This is a genomic window from Stenotrophomonas sp. YJH_SMC_119 (assembly GCF_059368315.1).
This window is the reverse complement of sequence record NZ_JCAFRP010000012.1, coordinates 85,027-107,251: the sequence shown is the minus strand read 5'-3', so window position 1 is coordinate 107,251 and position 22,225 is coordinate 85,027. Positions and strand designations below refer to the sequence as shown.

At 65.8% G+C, this 22,225-nt stretch carries 19 protein-coding genes and 6 tRNA genes; 13 read left to right on the top strand and 12 right to left on the bottom strand.

What is annotated here, in order from left to right; translation table 11 throughout:
• Positions 1 to 111: 111 nt before the first annotated feature.
• Positions 112 to 3,036 (bottom strand): TonB-dependent receptor plug domain-containing protein, encoded by a 2,925-nt coding sequence (locus AC5P6S_RS16840; RefSeq protein ID WP_005408253.1) that lies wholly within the window; start codon positions 3,034 to 3,036, stop codon positions 112 to 114.
• Between the two features lie 143 nt (positions 3,037 to 3,179).
• Between AC5P6S_RS16840 and AC5P6S_RS16835 the strand changes: the two genes are divergently transcribed.
• A complete protein-coding gene (locus tag AC5P6S_RS16835; protein ID WP_154344324.1) occupies positions 3,180 to 3,353 on the top strand; it encodes a hypothetical protein in 174 nt (57 codons plus the stop codon).
• A 77-nt stretch (positions 3,354 to 3,430) separates the two neighbouring features.
• On the opposite strand, the gene ppx is transcribed toward AC5P6S_RS16835, so the two are convergent.
• From ppx to AC5P6S_RS16810, 5 genes are all read right to left on the bottom strand, one after another.
• Positions 3,431 to 4,957, bottom strand: a complete 1,527-nt coding sequence (ppx, locus tag AC5P6S_RS16830) for an exopolyphosphatase (protein ID WP_005408255.1) — start codon at positions 4,955 to 4,957, stop codon at positions 3,431 to 3,433.
• A gap of 271 nt (positions 4,958 to 5,228) precedes the next feature.
• Positions 5,229 to 7,316 carry a polyphosphate kinase 1 gene (ppk1, locus tag AC5P6S_RS16825; RefSeq protein ID WP_005408256.1) on the bottom strand — a complete coding sequence of 696 codons (2,088 nt, stop codon included), beginning with the start codon at positions 7,314 to 7,316 and terminating at the stop codon, positions 5,229 to 5,231.
• A 4-nt stretch (positions 7,317 to 7,320) separates the two neighbouring features.
• Positions 7,321 to 8,652, bottom strand: a complete 1,332-nt coding sequence (phoR, locus tag AC5P6S_RS16820; RefSeq protein ID WP_495204677.1) for a phosphate regulon sensor histidine kinase PhoR — start codon at positions 8,650 to 8,652, stop codon at positions 7,321 to 7,323.
• 106 nt (positions 8,653 to 8,758) lie between these two features.
• Positions 8,759 to 9,448: a phosphate regulon transcriptional regulator PhoB gene (phoB, locus tag AC5P6S_RS16815; RefSeq protein WP_005408258.1), complete on the bottom strand. Its 690-nt coding sequence runs from the start codon at positions 9,446 to 9,448 to the stop codon at positions 8,759 to 8,761.
• A 116-nt stretch (positions 9,449 to 9,564) separates the two neighbouring features.
• Positions 9,565 to 11,211, bottom strand: coding sequence for a M48 family metalloprotease (locus AC5P6S_RS16810; protein WP_049395719.1), 1,647 nt, complete (start codon positions 11,209 to 11,211; stop codon positions 9,565 to 9,567).
• A 142-nt stretch (positions 11,212 to 11,353) separates the two neighbouring features.
• Between AC5P6S_RS16810 and grxC the strand changes: the two genes are divergently transcribed.
• The 5 genes from grxC to AC5P6S_RS16785 all read left to right on the top strand — a co-directional run bounded on the left by grxC (position 11,354) and on the right by AC5P6S_RS16785 (position 15,317).
• On the top strand, positions 11,354 to 11,644 hold the full coding sequence (grxC, locus tag AC5P6S_RS16805) for a glutaredoxin 3 (protein WP_004154541.1): 291 nt from the start codon (positions 11,354 to 11,356) through the stop codon (positions 11,642 to 11,644).
• Positions 11,641 to 12,033: a carboxymuconolactone decarboxylase family protein gene (locus tag AC5P6S_RS16800; protein WP_005412372.1), complete on the top strand. Its 393-nt coding sequence runs from the start codon at positions 11,641 to 11,643 to the stop codon at positions 12,031 to 12,033. The genes grxC and AC5P6S_RS16800 overlap by 4 nt, the downstream gene beginning before the upstream one ends.
• A 321-nt stretch (positions 12,034 to 12,354) precedes the next feature.
• Positions 12,355 to 13,359 (top strand): isocitrate dehydrogenase, encoded by a 1,005-nt coding sequence (locus tag AC5P6S_RS16795; RefSeq protein ID WP_447898994.1) that lies wholly within the window; start codon positions 12,355 to 12,357, stop codon positions 13,357 to 13,359.
• Positions 13,360 to 13,611: 252 nt separating this feature from the next.
• Entirely contained in the window at positions 13,612 to 14,355 is a 744-nt protein-coding gene (locus AC5P6S_RS16790; protein ID WP_044569566.1) for a cysteine hydrolase family protein, read from the top strand.
• Between the two features lie 53 nt (positions 14,356 to 14,408).
• Entirely contained in the window at positions 14,409 to 15,317 is a 909-nt protein-coding gene (locus AC5P6S_RS16785; RefSeq protein ID WP_012479263.1) for a LysR family transcriptional regulator, read from the top strand.
• Between the two features lie 68 nt (positions 15,318 to 15,385).
• On the opposite strand, the gene AC5P6S_RS16780 is transcribed toward AC5P6S_RS16785, so the two are convergent.
• Together AC5P6S_RS16780 and AC5P6S_RS16775 are read right to left on the bottom strand one after the other, a co-directional pair.
• On the bottom strand, positions 15,386 to 16,006 hold the full coding sequence (locus AC5P6S_RS16780) for a flavin reductase family protein (protein ID WP_012479264.1): 621 nt from the start codon (positions 16,004 to 16,006) through the stop codon (positions 15,386 to 15,388).
• 91 nt (positions 16,007 to 16,097) lie between these two features.
• Entirely contained in the window at positions 16,098 to 16,856 is a 759-nt protein-coding gene (locus tag AC5P6S_RS16775; RefSeq protein ID WP_012479265.1) for a Bax inhibitor-1/YccA family protein, read from the bottom strand.
• A gap of 180 nt (positions 16,857 to 17,036) precedes the next feature.
• Here AC5P6S_RS16775 and AC5P6S_RS16770 point away from each other — a divergent pair.
• The 7 genes from AC5P6S_RS16770 (at position 17,037) to AC5P6S_RS16740 (ending at position 18,719) form a co-directional block, all read left to right on the top strand.
• Positions 17,037 to 17,113 (top strand) — tRNA-Pro (locus tag AC5P6S_RS16770).
• Between the two features lie 39 nt (positions 17,114 to 17,152).
• Positions 17,153 to 17,229: transfer RNA gene (locus tag AC5P6S_RS16765), tRNA-Arg, on the top strand.
• Between the two features lie 173 nt (positions 17,230 to 17,402).
• Positions 17,403 to 17,479, top strand: a tRNA-His gene (locus AC5P6S_RS16760).
• A 79-nt stretch (positions 17,480 to 17,558) separates the two neighbouring features.
• Positions 17,559 to 17,634, top strand: a tRNA-Lys gene (locus AC5P6S_RS16755).
• Between the two features lie 196 nt (positions 17,635 to 17,830).
• Positions 17,831 to 17,906: transfer RNA gene (locus AC5P6S_RS16750), tRNA-Lys, on the top strand.
• A gap of 220 nt (positions 17,907 to 18,126) precedes the next feature.
• Positions 18,127 to 18,495: a hypothetical protein gene (locus tag AC5P6S_RS16745; protein WP_495204676.1), complete on the top strand. Its 369-nt coding sequence runs from the start codon at positions 18,127 to 18,129 to the stop codon at positions 18,493 to 18,495.
• A gap of 137 nt (positions 18,496 to 18,632) precedes the next feature.
• Positions 18,633 to 18,719, top strand: a tRNA-Leu gene (locus tag AC5P6S_RS16740).
• 59 nt (positions 18,720 to 18,778) lie between these two features.
• Here the strand turns inward: AC5P6S_RS16740 and AC5P6S_RS16735 are convergent.
• The 4 genes from AC5P6S_RS16735 to AC5P6S_RS16720 all read right to left on the bottom strand — a co-directional run bounded on the left by AC5P6S_RS16735 (position 18,779) and on the right by AC5P6S_RS16720 (position 22,207).
• A complete protein-coding gene (locus AC5P6S_RS16735; RefSeq protein ID WP_329750754.1) occupies positions 18,779 to 20,023 on the bottom strand; it encodes a tyrosine-type recombinase/integrase in 1,245 nt (414 codons plus the stop codon).
• Between the two features lie 65 nt (positions 20,024 to 20,088).
• The gene (locus tag AC5P6S_RS16730) at positions 20,089 to 20,463 is read right to left on the bottom strand and encodes a winged helix DNA-binding protein (RefSeq protein ID WP_005412378.1); all 375 of its coding nucleotides are present in this window, start codon (positions 20,461 to 20,463) and stop codon (positions 20,089 to 20,091) included.
• Between the two features lie 741 nt (positions 20,464 to 21,204).
• The gene (locus AC5P6S_RS16725; RefSeq protein ID WP_005412379.1) at positions 21,205 to 21,345 is read right to left on the bottom strand and encodes a hypothetical protein; all 141 of its coding nucleotides are present in this window, start codon (positions 21,343 to 21,345) and stop codon (positions 21,205 to 21,207) included.
• Positions 21,346 to 21,586: 241 nt separating this feature from the next.
• On the bottom strand, positions 21,587 to 22,207 hold the full coding sequence (locus AC5P6S_RS16720) for an antirestriction protein ArdA (protein WP_049397877.1): 621 nt from the start codon (positions 22,205 to 22,207) through the stop codon (positions 21,587 to 21,589).
• Between the last annotated feature and the right edge of the window lie 18 nt (positions 22,208 to 22,225).

Below are 22,225 nucleotides of genomic sequence, written 5' to 3'. Positions count from 1 at the left end.
CCTGGCGATGTAGCCGATGTGACCGCTTTGCGACCGGCAGATGACGCGGCCGGAAGCGTACGCCACCACGGCCCCGGAGGGCCGTGGTGGGCACCGTGCGTGGTGCGTGGATCAGAAGCGCTGCTGGTATTTCATGTAGATGAAACGGCCGATGTCGAAGCCACCGTAGTAGGAGAAGTTGGCACTCGGCTGGCTGTACATGGCCGGGCCCTGGCGGCCGAACACGTTGTTGGCGCCGATCGAAACGGTGGCGTCCCACGGCAGGCTGTAGCGCGCCTGCACGTCATGGAAGGTGACCGATCCACGACGGTTGTAGTCGCGCGTACCGCTGAACCACGGCGCGCGCTGGTCGGGGTGGGAACACTCGTTCGGATAATCCTCCGCACCCAGGCAGCGTTCCTTGACGGCGGAGAAGTAACGCAGGCCCCAGGTCAGGCCGAGGTTGCCATGCTCCCAGCCCAGCGACGCGTTGGAGCGCACGCGGAAGCCGATGCCGCCGTTGGTGGCAATGCCATTGCTGGGGATGGCCGGTACGCCGGCTTCGTTGGTGGTCTTCTCTTCGGCGTTGACCACATAGGTGGACTTCCAGTCGGCGCTCAACCTGCCCCAGCGGGTTTCGACCTTGTGGCCGATCTCCAGGTCGTAGCCTTCTGCCTGGCGGAAGCCGCTGTTGCGGTTGCCGAAGTTGAGTTTGTTGACGATGCCCAGCTCCGGGTCGCGGGTGAAGCTGCTGCAGCGCTCGGCAATACCCAGCTCGTAGCAGTCGCGAAGGATGTCGTTGGGATGGTCGGAGACGATGGTGTTGTCGATGCGGATCTTCCACCAGTCCAGTGCGATGTGAAGCCCTTCGGCGAACGTCGGGCTCCAGACCAGGCCCAGAGTGCGGCTGGTCGAAGTTTCCGGCTGCAGGTCGGGATTGGAGCCGTTGGTGAAGGGCAGGGGCGTCTGTCCACTGCTGCCGGTGATGGGTTCATTGCCCTGGCCGAGCTGGCGGTAGGTGTCGGCGTTGGCGATGTCGGCAGCACAGCGCGCGCGGACCTCGGCACTGCTTGCGGCTGCGCCATGGACCGTATCGCAGGGATCGCGGAAGCCGGTGGTGAACGTCTCCGAGCCGCCGCCGTACAGGTTGGCGATGGTCGGCGCACGGAAGCCCTGTGCCCAGGTGCCGCGGACCAGCAGCTGATCGATCGGCTTCCAGGTGAAGCCGAACTTGCTGTTGAGGGTTCCGCCGAAGGTGGAGTAGTCCGAGTACCGCGTCGCCGCGCTGAGGGTCAGTTCGCGGGCGCCGGCGAGGTCGCGCAGCACCGGCACGCTCAGTTCCAGGTAGGCTTCGTCGACGCGGTAGCCGCCACCGGTGGGGCCTGCCGCCAGGTTGGTGGTGGCACCGGTCTGCGCAAGCGCATCGGGGATGAAGCGGCCGTCCTCGCGGCGGCTCTCGGCCCCCACGGCGAAGCCCAGCTCACCGGCGGGCAGGCTGGCAAGGCTGCCGCTGAGGTTGGCGAACAGGTTGCGGGTGGTGGTGCGGCCGCGGGTGAGTTCTTCCGGGAACAGCCAGTCCTGGAGCTCCGTGTTGCCGGTCAGGCCATAGGGATCGTCCTGGCCATACGGAACCAGCGGGTTCCAGGGTTTGCAGCCTGCGATCGGCGCATCCGGCGTTCCGCATTCGACCTTGCCGGTTGCCGGGTTGTAGAACGAAGGACCGGTGGCATCGGCCACGCGCTGCTTGTGCAGGTTGCCGGTGGCACGTTGGGTCAGCTCACTGCGGTTGTACTGGTAACCCGCTTCCCAGTCGAAGTCGCGACCGCCGAATTCGAAGTTGCCCTCGAGTGCCGCGACGGCCTGCCAGGTGGTCAGATCGCTGGTGCTGACGCGAGGAATCTCCCAGGTACGACGGTTCCAGTGCACATCGCTGGGCGTGTCGTAGCCGTGATGGCTGCCGAACGGATTGAACCAGCTGTCGGCCGACATCGGGGTGATGCCGGCTGGGCCGGACTGGAAGGGATAGCCGGCAATCTGGCGAGTGGTGGTGCGCCGGTTGTAGGCCAGCTGGGTGTTGAAACGGACCTGATCGTTCAGCTCCACGCGCGCATCGACGAAGATCGAATCGCGCTTGATCGGCGTCTGCAGATGCATCTGCTCGTTGCTGTTGCTGACATCGCCGGTGAACGGTGTGTTGTCGCTGAGGTGGAAGCTGTCCGGCCCGCCCGGCTGGCTGCCACGGTCGAGCGAATAGCTGCAGCCCCGGCTGTTGCTGCAGCCGGGGCCCTTGAAGCCGGTGATGCGACCCCACTGGCCGACCGTGGTCCAGCCGTCATCCGCGTGGCCGTCGGTATAGGTATAGGCACTGAAGCCGCGGTCCCTGGCCCAGACGCCCTTTTCTTCGACATGCTCGGCAGCAACGCTGATGGAAGCACGGTCATTGGACCAGCCGGCAACCACGTCGTACTGGGTACGGGCACCGTCGCCTTCACTGTATTGGCCGTGATAGACGTTGGCGGTTACACCCTGAACGTTGCGCCGGGTGATGATGTTCACCACGCCGGCCATCGCGTCGGACCCGTAGATGGCCGAGGCACCATCCTTGAGCACTTCCATGCGTTCCACCGCAGCGGCAGGAATGCTGGAGATGTCCTGAAAACCCGAAGTGGTCATGCCCAGCCGCTTGCCGTTGACCAGCACCAGGGTGCGCTGCGCACCGAGACCACGCATGTTCACGTAGCTGCCGCCGGCGGCTTCGCCGGCGCTCAACGGGCTGGCGCGGCTCAATGCCGGGCTGCCGGTCGCGGTCAGGTTCTGCAGGATGTCGGCAACGGAGTTGAAGCCCTGTCGCTCGATGTCGGCGCGGCTGACGGTCAGCACCGGCTGTGCGGTTTCCAGGTCGACCTGGCGGATGCGTGAGCCGGTGATTTCGATGCGGTCCAGCGTGGTGGCTTCCGGTGCCTGCTGCGCGAGCGCCGGAACGGCCAGGGTTGTGGTCGCCGTGATTGCAAGCGCACGACGGATCGCCAGCCCCAGTGCGGGAATACGGATGGTCATGGGTGTCTCTCTCTCAGTCTTCGAAGTCTTCGGTGCGCAGCCAAGCGGGCCGCGCCAACGCCACCGCAGGCGGTGGTTGTTCGAACCTAGTGAAGGAGGAGAGGGAGAGGTATGGGGAAAGGACGAAATCGCCATGGAGCGGCATGACGCTTTCGCACAAACCGGAAGTGAATCAATCGATTGATCTGATCGACGGCGGAGCGATGGACGATGCACCCTCGCCCCGACTCTGGACCGAAAGCGTCATGGCAATTGCAGGCAGCGACAACCTGCGCGGAAACAGAAAAGACCACGGCTCCGAAGGGCCGGGGTCGTAGAGCTTCAACAGCTTGTCGAACACACGCGGAAGAGGCCTATGGCGACGCGTCATGACGTGCCGCCCTGGCCGTAGGGATCAGGCCACGAACGGCCGGAACTGGATACCCAGCCCGGCGATGCCGTCGGTCTCGCCGATCAGGTCGGCGCGGAGCAGCGGGCGCGCATCGATGAAGGCCTGCGGCACGATCAGCGACAGGCGGTTGTCGTCCGCGGTCAATTCCAATGCCGGCAGCGGATCGTCCTCGTGGGCGCGGTTGAGCAGTACCGCCAGGCGCAGCAGGGCGGCCAACCGGCGTGCGGTCAGCAGCAGGCGCTCGGGCAGGGCGTCGAACGCGGTCTTGGTCACGCTGCGGCGATGGCTGCGTACCAGTGCGGCCAGCATCTGCTGCTCCTGCCGCGAGAAGCCGGCGATGTCCGAGTGTTCCAGCACGTAGCTGCCATGCACGTGGTAGCCGCTGTGGGCAATCATCAGGCCCAGCTCGTGCAGGCGCGCGGCCCAGCCGAGCATGCGTGCGTCGTCGGCATCGAGTTTCCAGCGCTCCTGCACCTGCTCCAGCAGCGACAGCGCGGTGTCCTGCACGCGGTCGGCCTGTACCGTGTCGATGCCGTAGCGCTGGCTGAGCGCGGCCACCGATTCGTCGCGCAGGTCGTTCTCACCGGCACGGCCGACGATGTCGTACAGGATGCCTTCGCGCATCGCCGCCTTGCTGACCAGCAGCTTCTGCAGGCCCAGGGCCTGGAAGGCGGCCTCCAGCACCAGGATGCCGCCGGCGATGATCGGGCGGCGGTCGCTGGACAGGCCCGGCAACTGGATGTCGTCGATCTTCTTGGCCTTCAGCAGCTCGTCGCGCAGCTGGGGCAGGGCCTCGGCGGTGATCGCGCCCTTGCTCAGCTTCATCGTCGCGCAGATCTCGCTGATTGCCTTGTGCGTGCCCGAAGATCCGAGCGCTTCCTGCCAGCCCAGTGCGCGGTACTTGCTGGCGAAGGGCTGGAACTCGCGGCCGATCTCGGCCAGCGCGTCCTTCCAGCGCTTCTTGCTCAGCTTGCCGCCGGGGAAGAAGCGGCGGGTGCTGGCGATGCAACCGGCCTGCAGGCTTTCACGCTCCAGGGTCTGCATGCCCATGCCGATGATGAATTCGGTGGAGCCGCCGCCGATGTCGATGACCAGCCGGCGCTGGCCGGGCTTGGGCGGTTGCGCGTGGGCCACGCCGAGGTAGATCAGGCGCGCTTCTTCGCGGCCACTGACCACTTCGATGGCATGCCCCAGCGCGGTTTCGGCCGGGACCAGGAACGACTGCGGCGAGCGCAGCTGGCGTACGGTGTTGGTGGCAAGCGCGCGTACCCGGTGCGGCGGCACATTGCGGATGCGCTGGCCGAAACGGGCCAGGCATTCCAGCGCGCGCTGCCGTGCGGCGGAAGAGAGCCCACCTTTGCCATCCAGGCCATCGGCCATGCGCACGGTCTCGCGCAGCCGGTCGATCACCCGCAATTGGCCGAGCGTGTAGCGCGCGATGACCATGTGGAAACTATTGGAGCCAAGGTCGATGGCGGCCAGCAGGTCGCCATCCTGCAATGCGGGCGGAGTCGTAGTGGTATGCGGCATGGGCGAATGTTAGCCGAAGGGGCGGTGTGCTCGTCACCGCGCGGCCTTCACATTTTGGAAGAGGGGAGTGCGGCAGGGCTGCGCCCTGCACCCGCCGAATCAACGGCAACAGCAAAAGCGAGCTATCCGTGGGTTGGCGGACCCACCCCGCCTTTGACAGATTTCTGCGATCTGATGGTGGGTGCCGACCGTTGGTCGGCACTGATCCTATCCCGCCCCAAATCGGTGCCTACTGCTCTTGGTAGGTGTCGACCTTGGTCGACACACCGGGTCAGAGCCCCTGCATCAATGCCATCTGCGCAGAATGCGGGGCTTCGTCGTGCGCCGGGGCACGCTTGTGGTAGATGCCGTCGGCATCCAGTTCCCAGGCGTTGAGGTTGTCGTCCAGGTAGTTCTGCAGCACCTCGCGGTAGACCCGCTTGGCCAGCTCCGGGTCGAGGATTGGGAAGCAGGTCTCGACCCGGCGCAGCAGGTTGCGCTCCAGCCAGTCGGCGCTGGCGCAGTACATCTCCGGTGCGCCGTCGTTGCCGAACCAGTAGACGCGGCTGTGCTCCAGGAAGCGGCCGACGATCGAGCGCACGCGGATGTTGTCCGAGATGCCCGGCACACCCGGGCGCAGGGTGCAGGCGCCGCGGATGATCAGGTCGATCTGCACGCCGGCCTGCGAGGCGGCGTACAGCGCGCGCACCACCTGCGGTTCGTTCAACGCGTTCATCTTGGCGATGATCCGCGCGGGGCGGCCGGCGGCGGCGATGCGCGTTTCGCGCTCGATGCGGCCGAGGATGCCGGTGTGCAGGGTGAAGGGCGACTGCAGCAGGCGCTTGAGCTTCATCTTCGAGGCCAGCCCGGACAGCTGCTGGAACAGCAGGTGCACGTCGTTGCCGATGTCCGCATCGGCGGTGATCAGGCTGATGTCGGTATACGCTCGGGCGGTGCCGCTGTGGTAGTTGCCTGTGCCCAGGTGTACATAGCGGCGCAGCTTGCGGCCCTCGCGGCGCACGATCAGCAGCATCTTGGCGTGGGTCTTGTAGCCGACCACGCCGTACACCACCTGTACGCCGGCTTCCTGCAGGCGATCGGCCAGGCCCAGGTTTGCCTCTTCGTCGAAGCGTGCGCGCAGTTCAACGACCACGGTCACGTCCTTGCCGTTGCGCGCAGCCTGGATCAGCGCATCGACAATCAGCGAATCCTTGCCGGTGCGGTACAGGGTCTGCTTGATCGCCAGCACGTTGGGGTCGATCGCCGCCTGCCGGATCAGGTCCAGCACCGCGGTGAAAGCATCGAACGGGTGGTGCAGCAGCAGATCCTGGCGCGCCGCGGTTTCGAAGATGCCGTCGCTGTCGCGCAGCGTGCGCGGGGTCATTGGCGGGTACTTCAGGTCCGGCTGTGCGATCAGGTCGTACAACTGGATGATGCGGTTGAGGTTGACCGGGCCGTCGATGCGGTACACCGCGTTCTCGGTCAGGCCGAAGTTCTGCAGCAGGGTGCGCACGATCTCGCGCGGCATGTCCTGCGCGATTTCCAGCCGCACCGCCGGCCGGTAGCCGCGATCGACCAGTTCGTCGCGCAGTGCCAGCGCCAGGTTCTCCACCTCCTCCTCGTCCACCACCAGCTCGGAGTTGCGGGTGACGCGGAACTGGTAGGCCCCCTGGACTTCCATGCCCGGGAACAGCTCATCGACGAAGGTGGACAGCACCGAGGACAGGAACACGAAATTCTGCGACCCGCCGAGCTTCTCCGGCAGCTGGATGATGCGCGGCAGCGAGCGCGGCGCACGCACGATGGCCAGATGGCCGGCGCGGCCGAATGCGTCGGTGCCCTTCAGCACCACCACGATGTTCAGCGACTTGTTGAGGATCTTCGGGAACGGGTGCACCGGGTCCAGGCCCAGCGGCGACAGCACCGGCATGATCTCGTTGCGGAAATAGGCGCGCAGCCAGCGCCTCTGCCGATCGGTCCAGGAGTGGCGGCCGAGCACGCCGATGCCGGCCTCCATCAGCGCCGGGCGCAGCGTCTCGTTCCAGCAGCGGTACTGCTGGTCGACCAGTTGTGCCGCGCGGTCGTGGATGGCGTTGAGGATGGCCTGCGGGCTCATCCCGTCCGGTGCCGGTGGCAGGCCGAATTCCTGCGCGTGGCGGACGGCGGCGGCGCGGATCTCGAAGAACTCGTCGAGGTTGGTGCAGGAGATGCACATGAAGCGCAGGCGCTCCAGCAGCGGCACCTGCGGGTCCATCGCCTGCGCCAGCACGCGGAAGTTGAAATCCAGCTGCGACAGTTCGCGGTTGATGTAGAGCGCCGGGTCGCGCAACGGATCGTTGTCCGGGCTCACGGGGAGGGGGAGGGATCCGAGGCTGCTCATGGCGTCAATCTTCGATGGAAGTCAGGGGGGCGGACTCGCGCGGGCGCACGTGGTCGGCATCGAAATGGCAGGAGAACACCGAGCCCTTGCCGACCTCGCTTTCAATCTCCAGCCGCGCGTGGTGCAGGCCGAGGATGTGCTTGACGATGGACAGGCCCAGGCCGGTACCGCCGCTTTCGCGGGAGCGGCTGCTGGAGACACGGTAGAAACGTTCGGTCAGGCGTGGCAGGTGGGTGGCCGGGATGCCGTAGCCGGAATCGCGCACCGCCAGCACCGCGCCATCGCCTTCGCGGCGGAACTCGACCGCAATGCGGCCGCCGGCGGGCGTATAGCGCACCGCATTGGTGACCAGGTTGGAGAAGGCGCTGTGCAGCTCCTTGGTCGATCCCTGCAGGTCGACGCCGGCCAGGTCGTCGATGCTGATCTGGTGGCGGCCCTGGCTGTGCGCTTCGGCCTCGCGGCGTAGTGTGGCCAGCATCGGCTGCATGGCGACGGTCTCTTCCTCGCTGTGCTCCTGCGACTCCAGCCGCGACAGGGTCAGCAGGTCTTCCACCAGCTGGGCCATGCGCTGGCTCTGCTTGCGCATTTCTTCCAGCATCGGACCGGTGCCCGGGAAATCCTCCGGGTCCATCATGTCCAGGTAACCGTGGACCACGGTGAGCGGCGTGCGCAGTTCGTGTGAAACGTTGGCGACGAAGTCGCGGCGCACCTGTTCCAGGCGCAGCAGCTTGCTGACGTCGCGGGCGATCAGCAGCCAGTAGTCCGAAGAATACGGAATCAGTCGCAGGTTCAGGCGGATCGCAGGATCGACCGGTGAGGGCACGTCCAGGATCGGCTCGGCGTTGCGGCCGCCGGCCAGCCAGTGCGCCAGCGGCATCGGCTGCAGGCGTTCGACCAGCGCCTCGCCGAGGTCGCCCGGATGATGCAGGCCAAGCAGGGCGGTGGCCGCTTCGTTGAACCACTGCACGCGCTGGCTGTTGCGGTCCAGCACCACCACGGCATCGGGCAGCGCGGCGGCAGCGGCGCGGTAGCTGCGCAGCATGTCGAGCAGGCGGCGCTTGCGAACGCGCATTTCCACCTGGTTGCGGTACAGCAGGCGGTCCAGCTCGTTCCAGACGCCGGTGCCTTCCTCGGCGGTATCCCAGCGCTGGCGCGCGGTCAGCCGGCGCAGCACGCTGCGCAGCCGCCAGTAATGCCAGGCCAGGGTGGCCAGCGCGCCCAGTGCGATGCACAGCCACAGGTGACCCGTGAACCACCCCACCAGTCCGGCGAACAGCAGTACCGCGGCAACGGTGGCCAGGGTCTTCAACCAGGCAGAGCGGATGTGGCGGGGCATTGCGATCTCGTCGTTGAAGTGCGGCGGTTCACTGGGGTGAACCGAGGGTTATAGCAGAGTTGCCGGCGCCGGCACCCGCGGGTGCGCGGCGTCGGCACGACGAGACTCAGGTCGCGGTGGAGAAGCGGTAGCCGGCGCCGCGCACGGTCTGCACCATGTTCTCGGCGTTGAACGGTTCCAGCGTCTTGCGCAGGCGGCGGATGTGCACGTCGATGGTGCGCTCCTCCACGTACACGCTGCCGCCCCACACATGGTCCAGCAGCTGGGCGCGGGTGTAGACGCGCTCGGGGTGGGTCATGAAGAAGTGCAGCAGGCGGTACTCGGTCGGGCCGATCGGCACCGGCTGGTCGTTGGCGAACACGCGATGGGCGGCGCCGTCGATGCGGATCGGGCCGACGGCCACGCTGCCGTCCTCGTCGTCCTCGCGGGCGCGGCGCATGACCGCACGGATGCGGGCCAGCAGTTCGCGCGCCGAGAACGGCTTGACCACATAGTCGTCGACGCCGGCTTCAAGGCCACCTACGCGGTCGTTCTCTTCACCGCGGGCGGTCAGCATGATGATCGGCACTTCGCGGGTCAGCGTTTCCTTGCGCCAGCGGCGGGCCAGGTCCAGGCCGCTGGTGCCGGGCAGCATCCAGTCCAGCAGGATCAGGTCGGGGACGCGGTCGGCGATGGCGGTCTGGGCCTCACGGGCATCGCCGGCGTGGACCGGTTCGTAATCGCCCTTGCGCAGGGCGAAGGCGACCATTTCACGGATCGCGGGCTCGTCATCGACGATCAGGATGCGTTTCTGCACGAGGACACCGTAGGGCTCGGTTACTGGAGTGGTGCCAGTAGACTACGGTTTGATGACATGTTTGTGACTACCTGGCCGGAACCGGCCTGGATTGCCATCGACCGGTCATGCAGCGCTCAGCGGCGGTCCAGATCCGGGTCCTGCACGCCCTGGCGGCGCAGTTCCAGCACGGTGGGCGTGATCGCTTCGATGCGCGCGTCCACACGGGCCCGGCCGACATAGTCCAGTGCCGGGTTGCGCTTGAGCGCCTGCAGCTGCATCAGCGATTGTTCCGGGCGGCCGCTGAGGAAGGCCGCCTCGGCATAGGCTTCGCTGGCGCGCACGCTGTCACCGGCCAGTTCGCTGGCGCGGGCGTACCGCTGCTGGAAGACCGGATCGTTACCACTTTGCGACAACAGCGGCCGCAGCATCGCCTGCGCACGCTGGCCGGCCTCGCGGGTGCCCTGTTCGTTCAGGATCTCGGCATAGGTCAGTGCCACCGGACGGCTGTTGGGGTGCTCGCGCAGCAACTGTTCGAAACGGCTGTTGGCCTGCGCGCCCAGTCCGGCACGCGATTCGGCCTCGCCCAGCCCCAGTGCCAGCCACAGGTTGTCCGGTCGGGTCTGCAGCAGGCTGGCCAGGGTCTGCCGGGCCTGCGTGGCGCCGCTGCGGCCGCCGCGCATGATCGCCAGGGCCTGGCCGTAGCGCTGGGCGTCGTTCAGGCCATCCTTCTGCCGCTTGGCCAGATCGGCATACTCGCGTTCCAGTTCAGGGGTGGAATCAGCGCTGAGCACACGCAGGCGCTCGCGCGCCCAGTCGAAGTCGCCGCTGGCGCCGCGTGCGAGCTGGCCCATCGGAATGCGCAGCACGCTGCTGGGCAGCAGCGGGTTGTTTCCGCGCAGCATCGGCTCGGCCAGGCTCGGGTCGGCCGGATCGACCCGCTCCCTGCGCTCGCCACTGGGGGTGCTGGTGGTCAGCAGCACCGTGTCCTTCTTCATCTGCTCGGCGCGGGCCTTGGCCTCGCTGATGCGGGTGATGTTGACCGGATGGGTGCGCAGGAACTCGGGCACGCTGTAGCCGCCCTCGTTGCCGCGCATTGCCGAGGCCATCCGCTCGAAGAAGCCGGCCATGGCATCCACGTCGTAGCCGCTGCGCGAGAGGGTGCGGATGCCGAGGCGGTCGGCCTCGGACTCGTTGGAGCGGGTGTAGTTGATCTGCCGCTGCTGCATCAGACCCATGCCGGAGCTGATCGCGGCCATCGTCGCGTTGCCGGAGGAGGTGCTGTTGCTGGCCTGCGCGGCCACCACCGCCGCCAGCATGCCGAGCAGGATCGGGATCTGGTCGCGTTGGGCACGCTCGACCCCGCGCAGCACGTGCTGCTGGGTGACGTGGGCGATTTCGTGGGACAGCACCGCAGCCACCTCATCCTCGCGCTCGGCGGTCAGCACCAGGCCGGCATTGACCCCGATGTAGCCGCCCAGCGTGGCGAAGGCGTTGATCTGGCGGTCCTTCATCACGAAGAAGGTGTAGGGCTGGCGCGGCTGGTCGCTGTTGGAGCCGAGGCGGGTGCCCATGGTCTGCAGCCAGTCGTTGACCAGCGGATCGTCCAGCAGGTAGCCATAGTTGCGCAGCTCGCGCAGCATCATCGCGCCGTATTCGGCCTGCCGGGCCGGAGTCAGCAGCTCGCCGGCCGACGAGCCGATGTCGGGCAGCTTCTCCTGGGCCTGGGCCAGCGGCATGGCCATGGCCAGGGTGACGGCGGTAGTCAGCAGCAGGGCTCGCAAGCAGGAGGTCCTCGGGCGGGGCGCGCCAAGCGTGGCAGGGCAGGGGGCAACCATTCGTTAATCCACAGTGTTGCGGCCGTGGCGTGGAATTTCCAGCGCACCGGTACCATATGTAGACCGTCGATCCATCGTGGAGTTTCCCGTGACAGCCCAGACCGCCGGCGGCGCCCCCGCCATCACCATCTATTCCACCGCCGTCTGCCCGTACTGCGTGGCCGCCAAGAACTTCCTGAAGAGCAAGGGCCAGCAGTGGACCGAGGTCCGCATCGACCTGGACCCGGCCGAGCGCGAGAAGATGATGGCACTGACCCGCCGCACCAGCGTGCCGCAGATCTTCGTCGGCGACGTCCACGTGGGCGGCTACGACGACATGATGGCCCTGCACCGTGAAGGCAAGCTCGAGCCGCTGCTGGCCGGGCAGGGCCAGGCATGAGCGCGGCCGACGACGGCAGCAAGGACCGCATCGCCGAATTCACCGACTTCCGCAAGCGCATGAACGAACGCATCCTGGGCGAACCGAACCAGGTGGTGCGGCGCTTCTTCGCACTGGACACGCAGACCTACCAGGCCGGCGCGCTGGATGTGAAGACCAAGGAACTGCTGGGCCTGGTGGCCTCAATGGTGCTGCGCTGCGACGACTGCATCAGCTACCACGTGGCCCAGTGCAAGGACGCCGGCGTGACCCGTGAAGAGTTCTTCGAGACCTTCTCGGTCGGCCTGGTGGTGGGCGGTTCCATCGTGATCCCGCACCTGCGCCGCGCGGTCGACTTCCTCGACCAGCTTGAAGGCGGCGCCAGCGCTCCGGCAGCGCACGAGCACTGAGGGTAGTGCCGGCCGCTGGCCGGCATCGCCTGAACTCGACCTGGCCGAGGTTGCCGGCCAGCGGCCGGCACTACCGGGCCCGCGAGGGGGCCTGTCCCGCGATCCAGCAGCCCAGGAGCCCCTTCTTGTTGAAGGGGCGCGCCGACAGGCGGGGGTAGAGGAAGAATGCGCGGGCAATTCTGCCTGAGCCAGGCACTGGGACCATGGTCTATTTGGGACCTCGGCCCCGTCTCAGGCATAATTGCCGGTGAAACTTCCTTTGCGCCGGCGTTTCCGGGCACGTCCGGACGGCGTTTTTCCCCCTGTTCGGAACATCGATCAATGACGCAGAAAATTACGGTCATCCGCGGCGACGGCATTGGCCCGGAAATCATGGACGCCACCCTGTTCGTGCTCGACCAGCTCAAGACTGGCCTGGAGTACGAAGACGCCGACGCCGGCCTGGTGGCCCTGGAAAAGCACGGCGACCTGATGCCGGCGGTGACCCTGGAATCGATCGCGCGCAACAAGGTCGCGCTGAAGAGCCCGCTGACCACCCCGGTCGGTGGTGGCTTCACCTCGATCAACGTCAGCCTGCGCCGCCATTTCGACCTGTACGCCAACGTGCGTCCGGCCCACACCTTCCCGAACACCAAGTCGCGTTTCGACAACGTCGACCTGATCACCGTTCGTGAGAACACCGAGGGTGCCTACCTGGCCGAAGGCCAGGAAGTGTCGGCCGACGGCGAGACCGCCTTCTCCGGCACCCGCATCACCCGCAAGGGCTCCGAGCGCATCGTGCGCTACGCCTTCGAGCTGGCCAAGAGCACCGGCCGCAAGAAGGTCACCGCCGTGCACAAGGCCAACATCATCAAGTCGACCTCGGGCCTGTTCCTGAACGTCGCCCGTGAAGTGGCCGCGCAGTACCCGGAGATCGAGTTCCAGGAAATGATCGTCGACAACTGCTGCATGCAGCTGGTGATGCGTCCGGAACAGTTCGACGTGATCGTTACCACCAACCTGTTCGGCGACATCATCTCCGACCTGTGCGCCGGTCTGGTGGGTGGCCTGGGCCTGGCCCCGGGTGCCAACATCGGCAAGGACGCGGCGATCTTCGAAGCCGTGCACGGCACCGCGCCGGACATCGCCGGCCAGGGCAAGGCCAATCCGTGCGCGCTGCTGCTGGCAGCCGCGCAGATGCTGGACCATATCGGCCAGCCGGAAAACGCCGAGCGCCTGCGCAAGGCCATCGTGGCGACCATGGAAGCCAAGGACTCGCTGACCGGCGACCTGGGCGGCACCGGCACCACCATGAGCTTCGCCAAGGCCATCGCCAGCCGCCTGTAAGCGGCAGGTCGATCGCGGTTGGATCCACAGCGGGGCGCCTTCGGGCGCCCCGTTGCGTTTCTCCGCCGGTGTAGCGTCGAGCCATGCTCGACTGATCTTCGTGTCGGCAACCGCAGAAAGGCCGTCGAGCATGGCTCGACGCTACAGATGTGGCCTGTGCGAGCTTCGCACAGATCATGTGCCTCTGTGGGGCTGGTTCGTGCGCCAGGCGCTCCGCATCCTGTGCTCCACACCCATCGCAGGAATCCGCACATGAACCTCACCACCTTCGGCCTGGCCAGCCTGATCGGCATGGCCGCCACCGCCCCGGTTGCCGCCGTTGATCCGGCCCATCCCACCATCCGCCAGATGGCCGGCGCGCCGGTCGCGACCTCGCTGGATGCAGCGAAGACCGCCGTGCTGGTGATCGACTTCCAGAACGAGTATTTCGATGCCAGCGCCGCACCGGGCTTTGCCGGTGGCCGCATGGTCATCCCCGACGGCATGGCCGCACTGCGCCAGGCGAAGCGGGTGGTCGAATTTGCCGGCGCCAATGGCATCGGTGTGATCCACGTGCAGCATGTGCTGCCGGCCGGCGCGCCGCTGTTTGCGCAGGGCAGCGTCAATGCGGCCTTCCATCGCGACCTGCAGCCGCGCCAGGGCGAGACCGTGGTGCAGAAGGACAACGTCAGCGTGTTCGCCGGCGCGTCCGCCGCCGTGCTCGACCAGGTGCTGAAGAGCGCCGGCATCGACACGCTGATCGTCACCGGCCTGCAGACCCACGCCTGCGTGGCCGGTGCCGCGCGCGATGCGGCCGCCGCGCCGCGCGGCTATCGGGTGATCGTGGCCTCCGATGCCAGTGCCAGCCGTGACCTGGACCTGGCCGGCGGCCAGCGCATCAGCCATCGCGCGCTGCATGAAGCCTCTCTGGCCCAGATCGAGGACACCTTCGGCGATGTCATGACGACTGACGCGATCCTCGCACTGCCGGTGCGCAAGGCTGGCGACGGCGCTTGATAAGCTGGCGGGGCCCGCATGCCGTGGGCCCCGCCAGACGGAGCTGCCCGCCGATGGATCACTTCGCCGCCCTGCGTGCGCTGCGCGCCATCGTTGACGCGGGCAGTTTCACCGCGGCCGCTGAACGCCTGGGGACCACCCACTCGGCGATGTCCCGGCAGCTGCGCCAGTTGGAAGAACACCTGCAGGTGCGCCTGCTCGATCGCAACAGCCGTCGGTTGTCATTGACCGAGGCCGGGCGCGACTACTACCGCGAGGCGGCAACGCTGCTGGACCGCCTGCAGGAGGCCGACGACCGTGCCCGCGCCGGGCAGGCGCAACCCAGTGGCCGCGTACGGATCAGCGTGCCGCAGGTGGTGGCCAGCCAGGAGCTGCCGCACTGGCTGCCCTCGTTCCTGCAGCGCTACCCGCAGGTCACGCTGGACCTGTCGGCGGATGATCAGCTGGTCGATGTGGTGGGCGGTGGTTTCGACCTGGCCCTGCGCATTGCGGCTTCATTGCCGGACAGCCAGCTGGTCGCGCGCGAGCTGGCCAGCTGCCCGCGCATCCTGGTCGCGGCACCGGCCTACCTGGCTCGCCATGGCCTGCCGCGACAGGCAGCAGATCTCGAACAGCACACGCTGCTGGGTTTCAGTCCCACGCCGTCAATGCCGCCCTGGCAATTGCAGGGGCCGCGTGGCGCGAGCGTGAGCGTTGACGCCGGGCAGCGCCTGCGCGTGGATGCCACCCCCGCCCTGTATGCCGCCGCGCTGGCCGGAATGGGCATCAGCCTGTTCACCGCGTTGACCGTGCAGGAGGACCTGCGCGCCGGTCGTCTGATCCGCGTGCTGCCAGCCTGGCATGCCGGCCAGCGGCGCTATTTCGCGCTGTATCCGCATGCACGCGCGCTCGCCCCCAAGGTGCGCGCGCTGGTCGAGCACCTTGCGGCGCACTACGCTGCAGCGATGGGTTCGGCGGGGTAGCCGCGCGGCTGCAGCCGTGGTGGTGATAGCGTCGGTGACTCTGCGGGTTGCCCCGCAAAGGGCTGGGATCAGGCTGGGCGGAACATGCGGAAGCGCTGTTCGGCGCCGATACGGAAGTAATCGGCGGGGCCGCCGCCGCGCAGGATCGGTGCCGCCGCCGCGGTGTCGTAGATGCCATCGACCAGCAACCGTGCATCGATATGCACCGCCACGACTTCGCCCAGCACCAGCCAACCGTGGGTGTCCTGTCCGGCGGCATCGCGCAGGCGCACGATCTGGGTGCAGCGGCATTCCATGCTCACCGGGCTCTGTGCCACACGCGGTGGCGCGACCTGCGTGGATGCCAGCGGGGTCAGGCCGGCGAGGGCGAACTCGTCGACATCCGGTGCAACCGCGCGGCAGCTTTCGTTCATGGCCTCGGCCAGGTCGAAGGTGGCCAGGTTCCAGACGAACTCTCCGGTGGCTTCGATGTTGCGCAGCGAGTCTTTGCGGCCCTGGCTGGAGAAGCCGATGATCGGCGGGGTGTAGTTGAAGGCGTTGAAGAAGCTGTAGGGCGCCAGGTTCAACGTGCCGCCCGCGTCCTGGCTGGAAATCCAGCCGATCGGGCGCGGGCCGATGATGGCGTTGAACGGGTCATGCGGCAGGCGGTGGCCCTCCGCCGGGCGGTAGCTGTGAAAGGTGTCGGGCATGGGGGGGCAGGGGACGTGTGGGCCAGCTCGACTCTACAAAAAAGCCGCGACCCTTGCGGATCGCGGCCTGTCGTTTACGGCGTGGCTGGACTCAGCGCTGCTGGATCTTCGAGAGCAGGCGCAGGAATTCCACGTACAGCCAGACCAGGGTCACCATCAGGCCGAATGCGCCATACCACTCCATGTACTTCGGCGCACGCTGGGCCACGCCGGTTTCGATGAAGTCGAAGTCCAGCACCAGGTTCAGCGCGGCCACGACCACCACGAACAGGCTGAAAGCGATGCCCAGCCAGCTGGCGTCGTGGATCACCGGCACGTTGATGTTGAAGAAGCCCAGCACGAACGAGGCCAGGTAGAGCAGGGCGATACCGCCGGTGGCGGCGACCACGCCCATCTTGAAGTTCTCGGTGGCCTTGATCACGCCGCTGCGGTATGCGAACAGCAGGGCGGCCAGGGTGCCGAAGGTCAGCAACACCGCCTGGAACACGATGCCCGGGTACTTCATGTTGAACAGTGCAGACACGGCGCCCAGGAACAGGCCTTCAACCAGCGCGTACATCGGCGCGGTCACCGGCGACCATTCCTTCTTGAAGATGGTGATCAGTGCCAGCACCAGGCCACCGATCGCGCCACCGATGGCGTACAGGCTTGCGCTGCCGGAAATCTGGCCGTACTCGTCGACCGACTGGCTCCAGGCGAACGCTGCGGTCAGCACGGTCAGCAGCAGCAGGAGGCCGGTCTTGTTGGCGGTGCCGTTGAGGGTCATCACCTGGTCGGGGTGGGTCACCACCGAACCGCTGGCGAGATCAAGGAAGGTCGACTCGGAAAGAGCCGGGTTGCCGCTGCGCATGCGAGTTCTCCGTGCGAATGAAGGTCGGGACGGCCATCCGGCCGATGACTGCGAGCATAGCCGATGACCACGCATGGCGCCGTGGCAGGTTCATGACCGGTCTCGCCTGCGTTGACAGTTCGCGATGTGCTTGGCCACAATGAACGACTCCCCGGGCCCGGCCCGAGGGGATTGCAAGACCGGGGTATAGCGCAGTCTGGTAGCGCGCCTGCTTTGGGAGCAGGATGTCGGGGGTTCGAATCCCTCTACCCCGACCAATCCCACATCACGTCGGATTGGACACCGTTCCGGTTCGGGCGCCCGTAGCTCAACTGGATAGAGCACCGGCCTTCTAAGCCGGCGGTTACAGGTTCGATTCCTGTCGGGCGCGCCATCGGCGAGCACCGGGATCGCATCGGCGGATGTGAAGAAGTGCTTGCAAAAGGGTAAAGACTCCACCAGAATATCGGACTCGCTTCGGCGGACCGGAACTTCGGTGACAGTCTCCAGGCAAAGGTTTGAGGTTCCAGCGTCAGCGGTATCGGCGATGGAGTGAAAGTTTCAGTGGTGGCTGTAGCTCAGTTGGTTAGAGTACCGGATTGTGATTCCGGTGGTCGGGGGTTCGAATCCCCTCAGCCACCCCACTGATTCAACCGCATCGGCGCAGCCGAAACGGTATTGCAATAAACAGAAAGCACGCTACAATGTGCGTCTGAGTTTCACGGGCCGTTAGCTCAGTTGGTAGAGCAGTTGACTCTTAATCAATAGGTCCAAGGTTCGAATCCTTGACGGCCCACCAAGACGGAAGCCACCTGGTACGCCAGGTGGCTTTTTTCTTATTAGTGTGACCCTTTCGTTTCGATGGATCACAGGTTGCAGGGCCCCGCCTGGCGTGGATCTGCAACGCAGCGGGATCGCAGTGCTGGTTTCAACGATGTTGAAGAAAGTGCTTGCACCCTCCGAGCGGATCGGGTCATAATTCGCGCCCCGATTTCGGGCTGTTAGCTCAGTTGGTAGAGCAGTTGACTCTTAATCAATAGGTCCAAGGTTCGAATCCTTGACAGCCCACCAGACGAAAGCCACTTGGTTCGCCAAGTGGCTTTTTTCTTGCCTGTATGCCGGGTTGCGCTTCATCCACGCATGGCGTGGATCTACTGAAGCGATGCTGAAATCAGGGGCATACGCGTCATCAGTGTTTTCAATGCTGTGCGCTGCTTCTCAGCGCATCGCGTCCTGCATCGCACCCAATGGATCTTCCGCGCCGATGGCGCATGCACGAAGGAAGATGTTGATGGCTGGTATCAATCGATTGCACCGCACGCTGTGGGTTCCCTTCGCGCTGATGGCGCTGGCTGCCTGTGCGCCGGCCAATGATCCTGCGCAGACCGTCGAGCGCGATGCTGGCACGGAGAGCACTCCGGCGCGCCCGGTCGGTGACGCCCTGCAGATGCAGCCGGCTCAGCCTGCGGAAGGGGAGGTCCTGCCCGACGCGGTGGACGTGCAGCGCAATGCGGATGGTTCGGTGGATGTGCGCAAGGCCACGCCGGAGTCGGTGGCCCTGCGCCGTATCGACGACGGGGGCGTGGAGATCCGCAAGGTGGATCCTGCGGCCGGGCAGGGAGCCGATGCGGCGCCTGCCGAGGCCAGGTCGCAGCACTGAACCACCGCTGCCCCGGCTGAGCGGCCGCTCGCCGGGGCGGTCCCCGCGCGCCAGTCGCGAGGATGGCCATGTTCAGCTTTGTGCAGGCCTTCCGCTTCCTGCGCCCGCCTGCGACAATGAACGCCTGTGCCGGCCACGCGAAAGTGGCGGAATTGGTAGACGCCCTGGATTTAGGTTCCAGTGAGGGTGACCTCGTGCGGGTTCGAGTCCCGCCTTTCGCACCATCTGGCCGAGCACAGATTGCCTAAGTGATTGAAAAATAAGCTGGCGACGGTCAGTTGTGCTATTGGATTCCCGCGTTGGCAATTGATCCCTGTCTCGGAACGTCACCTGTTCCGTTCGAGGCGGCGGGGAGGCGGAACTGTTCCAGCGCAGACATGCCCTGGAGCGACTGCTCGGCCAGTACCTTCGCGTAGACCGCTGAGGTGGTCTGGATGTCGCGGTGGCCGAGCCACTCCTGCACGAGCTTGATGTTGCCGGTCGCCAGCAGCAGCCGGGTGGCGCAGGTGTGGCGGAGCGCATGCGGTACGCACTCCTTCTCGGAAGCGAGATGTGTCCCCTTGATAGCCCATTGCCACAGCCGGTCGGCGCGCGTGCGATTGAGCATCGTGAAGGGGCCATCCGAGGTGGCCGCCAGGGCGTCCTTGCGCCGCTGTAGAACCTTGGCGACGCGGGCGGTGCAGGGTAGGGTGCGGGGACGCCCCTTCTTGAGCGTAGCGTGCCGCCAGAAGCGGACGTGGAGCCTTCCGCCCTGCTCGACTACTTCGGACCACCGGATGCCGATGGCCTGGCTCATGCGGCAGCCCAGGTCGGCGAGGCACACGAACAGGTCGCGGTAGTCCGCCCCGTCGCGTACCCGTGGGTGGCCTCCGGCAGGGCCGTTAGGGAGGGTGTCCCACTCCAGCAGCCGCGCCAAGATCATTTCCTCGTCCTCGACGTTCAGGACGAACGTGCGTGCGTTGTCCCGCTCGTCGGCCAAGCTGTACTCGGGCAGCTCTCCCAAGAACCGGCCGGCCTTCCTCTCGCGTTTCAGCAGGGCAAGGAGGCACTGCATCTTTCGGTTCACGGTGGCTGGAGCTGCCTTGTCGGCGAGCATCCGCTGGGCCATGTCGTTGACCGCGGCCTGCGTGATGTCGTTGATGGGCGTGTCCTCGCCCAGGTAGCTCTGGACCACCTTGCAGTTGGTACGCACGGTGTCGATGGACCGGAGCTTGCCCCAAAAGTTGCGGTCGTCCAGCGCCTCGTCCATCGCGTCCTTGAGGGTGCGCTGGCGGACCTTGGCCTTCGCCACGGCCATCTGCACCGACCGGGACTTGCCCCGAATCAGCTCCCGCAGCGCGTCCTCTGCAATCTCGGGATCGTCGCGCAGGGCGTCGAGGACCGCCTGCTCCTTGCGCTCGGCTGCCACGCGGTCGCGGGTGCCGGTGGACAAGCGCACGCGCCGGTATCCCTCCTGCACGTCGAGCATGTAGTAGCGCTTATCGGGCGCACCCGGCTTGGGCGCGGCCCCTTTGAGGCGAAGGGCCATGTGTATCTCCAGAAATGAAAAGGCCCGCACTAGGCGGGCCTCGGGGCACAACGGGGTGTTGGGGGTTAGGCGGCTGCGACGCGCGCCGTCACCTTGCGGTTGACACGTTCTGCGAGCGAAGCCAGCCAGTGCAGCGCCTTGGTCGTCGGGAAGATCAGGTTGCGCTTGCGGTAGGCGGGATCAGGGCGCTGCTCCAGGAAGTCAGGCCCCGGCTCGCGGTTACGCTTGATAGACGACAGGTCGAGCACATTGCGGCTCACTGCGGAGGGAGAGAGTCCGCCGAGGACGCGCTCAAGGTCCACCTGCTGAATGCCCGGCTCGTCCACAACGGCGAGCAGGGTGAGGATGCGGGTGGCGGTGATGTCCTCGTCGATCTCTTCCCGGAAGGCTGACAGTGCGGTTGTGAGAATGGCCGTCAGTTCTTTCTGCGAGAGATTCATGGTGCGCTCATTTTCCGTAAGGGGATGGTTCCCCCTTGGGAAACCATCAGGGTCTATCTTGGAGCCGCAATGTAAGGATTACAAGGCCCAAGCCAATGTTGATGGCATTCTTGCCAATTTTGTCCATCCAGAAACCACGCTGCCAGGGCGTGGGGGAGGGGTCGATTCCGATCTCATATCCAAAGGCTTTCACGAACAGGTCCAGGTACTTCTGCCCTGCGAAGGGGCCGTCCTGTCCCCTGCTCACGGCGTTGTAATGCGCCGCCACCCCCGGCTGCGCTCCACAAAAAGGTCTTACGTTTCAGTGTTTTAAGAACGGTAGTACAAGCATCACCGCCAGGGTCACGATGGCCCCGACCACGGATGCAAAAAACAGTCCTTGCCCTACGCGGACTACCGCGCTGGCTATTGTCCGTCTCACCGTACTCATAGACTGAGAACGCCCCCCCCTGGTCGTCTGCGGATGCGCAGCCCGACAGCAGCACGCTACCGTCGGGCAGACTACAGGCCACAATGATGGCGCGTCCGTAGGAATCAAGTACCACCGGAGAGATTGATCCCGACTCGTGCATTGAGTTCATGGCTGCGGGGTCTCAGTTGGGGCGGCGGGTGGGACCGGATAGGACACCCGCCAGCCACAGTCCTCGGGGACGACCGAGAACTGGACGCGCTCGTTGAGTAGGCCGAGCATCGCGCGGAGAGCGCCGCGCTTCTCGTTATGGTCGAAATTGATGGTCCGAATCATTCGGGCACCTCGTAGGTCCGTTCATGCAGGACCAAAACCTCCCGCTCGAATACCAAGAACGGGCCGAACTGGTGGACGCGGAGGGCCACGTTGACGATCACCAGGGTCGAGTTTGCGGTGAAATCTGCGTTACGCATATGTAAGTCTCCTGTTATGCAAGTGCTACAAATGGAACAATGAGTGCCAAATATCGAGATTGGCCTTATGATTAGGGCTGAAGGGCGTGATCGCCACTCCCGACCCCAAGGACCATTCGATGATTGACCCCCGCGTAGAAGTCGCCATTACGGCCCTTCACCTAGTCGTATGGGTGTGGACTAGCTCGGTGCCGGCGCATCGCACATACCTGTATTGGCGCAGGGTCTTGCGGAAGCGGCGTTAGCGGCTCCAGAAGTAGAAGCCGCTCACCTCAAACGCGTCACCGTTGAGCCGAATGTCGCGGCCATAGCTCTCGTAGTCGAAGTAGCGGGAGAGGGCGTCGGGCACGTCGTGAAGAAGCCTCGATTCGTCCACATAGTTCTCGGCAAAGTCGGCCCAGCTATCGAACTGGCCCGCGTAGGCTTCGTGGAACTGCTCCACGGTCACATCGTCGAGGCCCTCGTGGTCGCAGAAGGCCGTGTAGGCGGCGCGTTCGGTGTCGTTGTGCAACTCGTCCAGCCGCTCTTGCAATGCGCACAGCTTGTCCAGGTCGGGGTGCTCGCCCCAGGTATCCCCGAACACGTCGTCGTAGTCGTGGACGGCCCACTCCTCGGCGCTGGCGACCTTGCCGCTTCCGCCACACGCCGTGCATTCCGCCCCGCCGAATACTCGGGGGACGTATGTGGTTCCAGTACCGCCGCAATCCGGGCAATCAACGGTCACGTTCGGGTGCGGCGACTCGCGCAGGATGCGGGCAATCTCATCGCGCACGTCGTCGGCGTCGCGTCCCTCCAAGTTGATCCACTCGCCGTGCAGGACGCCAGCGTTATATGAGGCAAGGCAGGCAACGTATATTTGCATGGTGTGCTCCAGAAATGC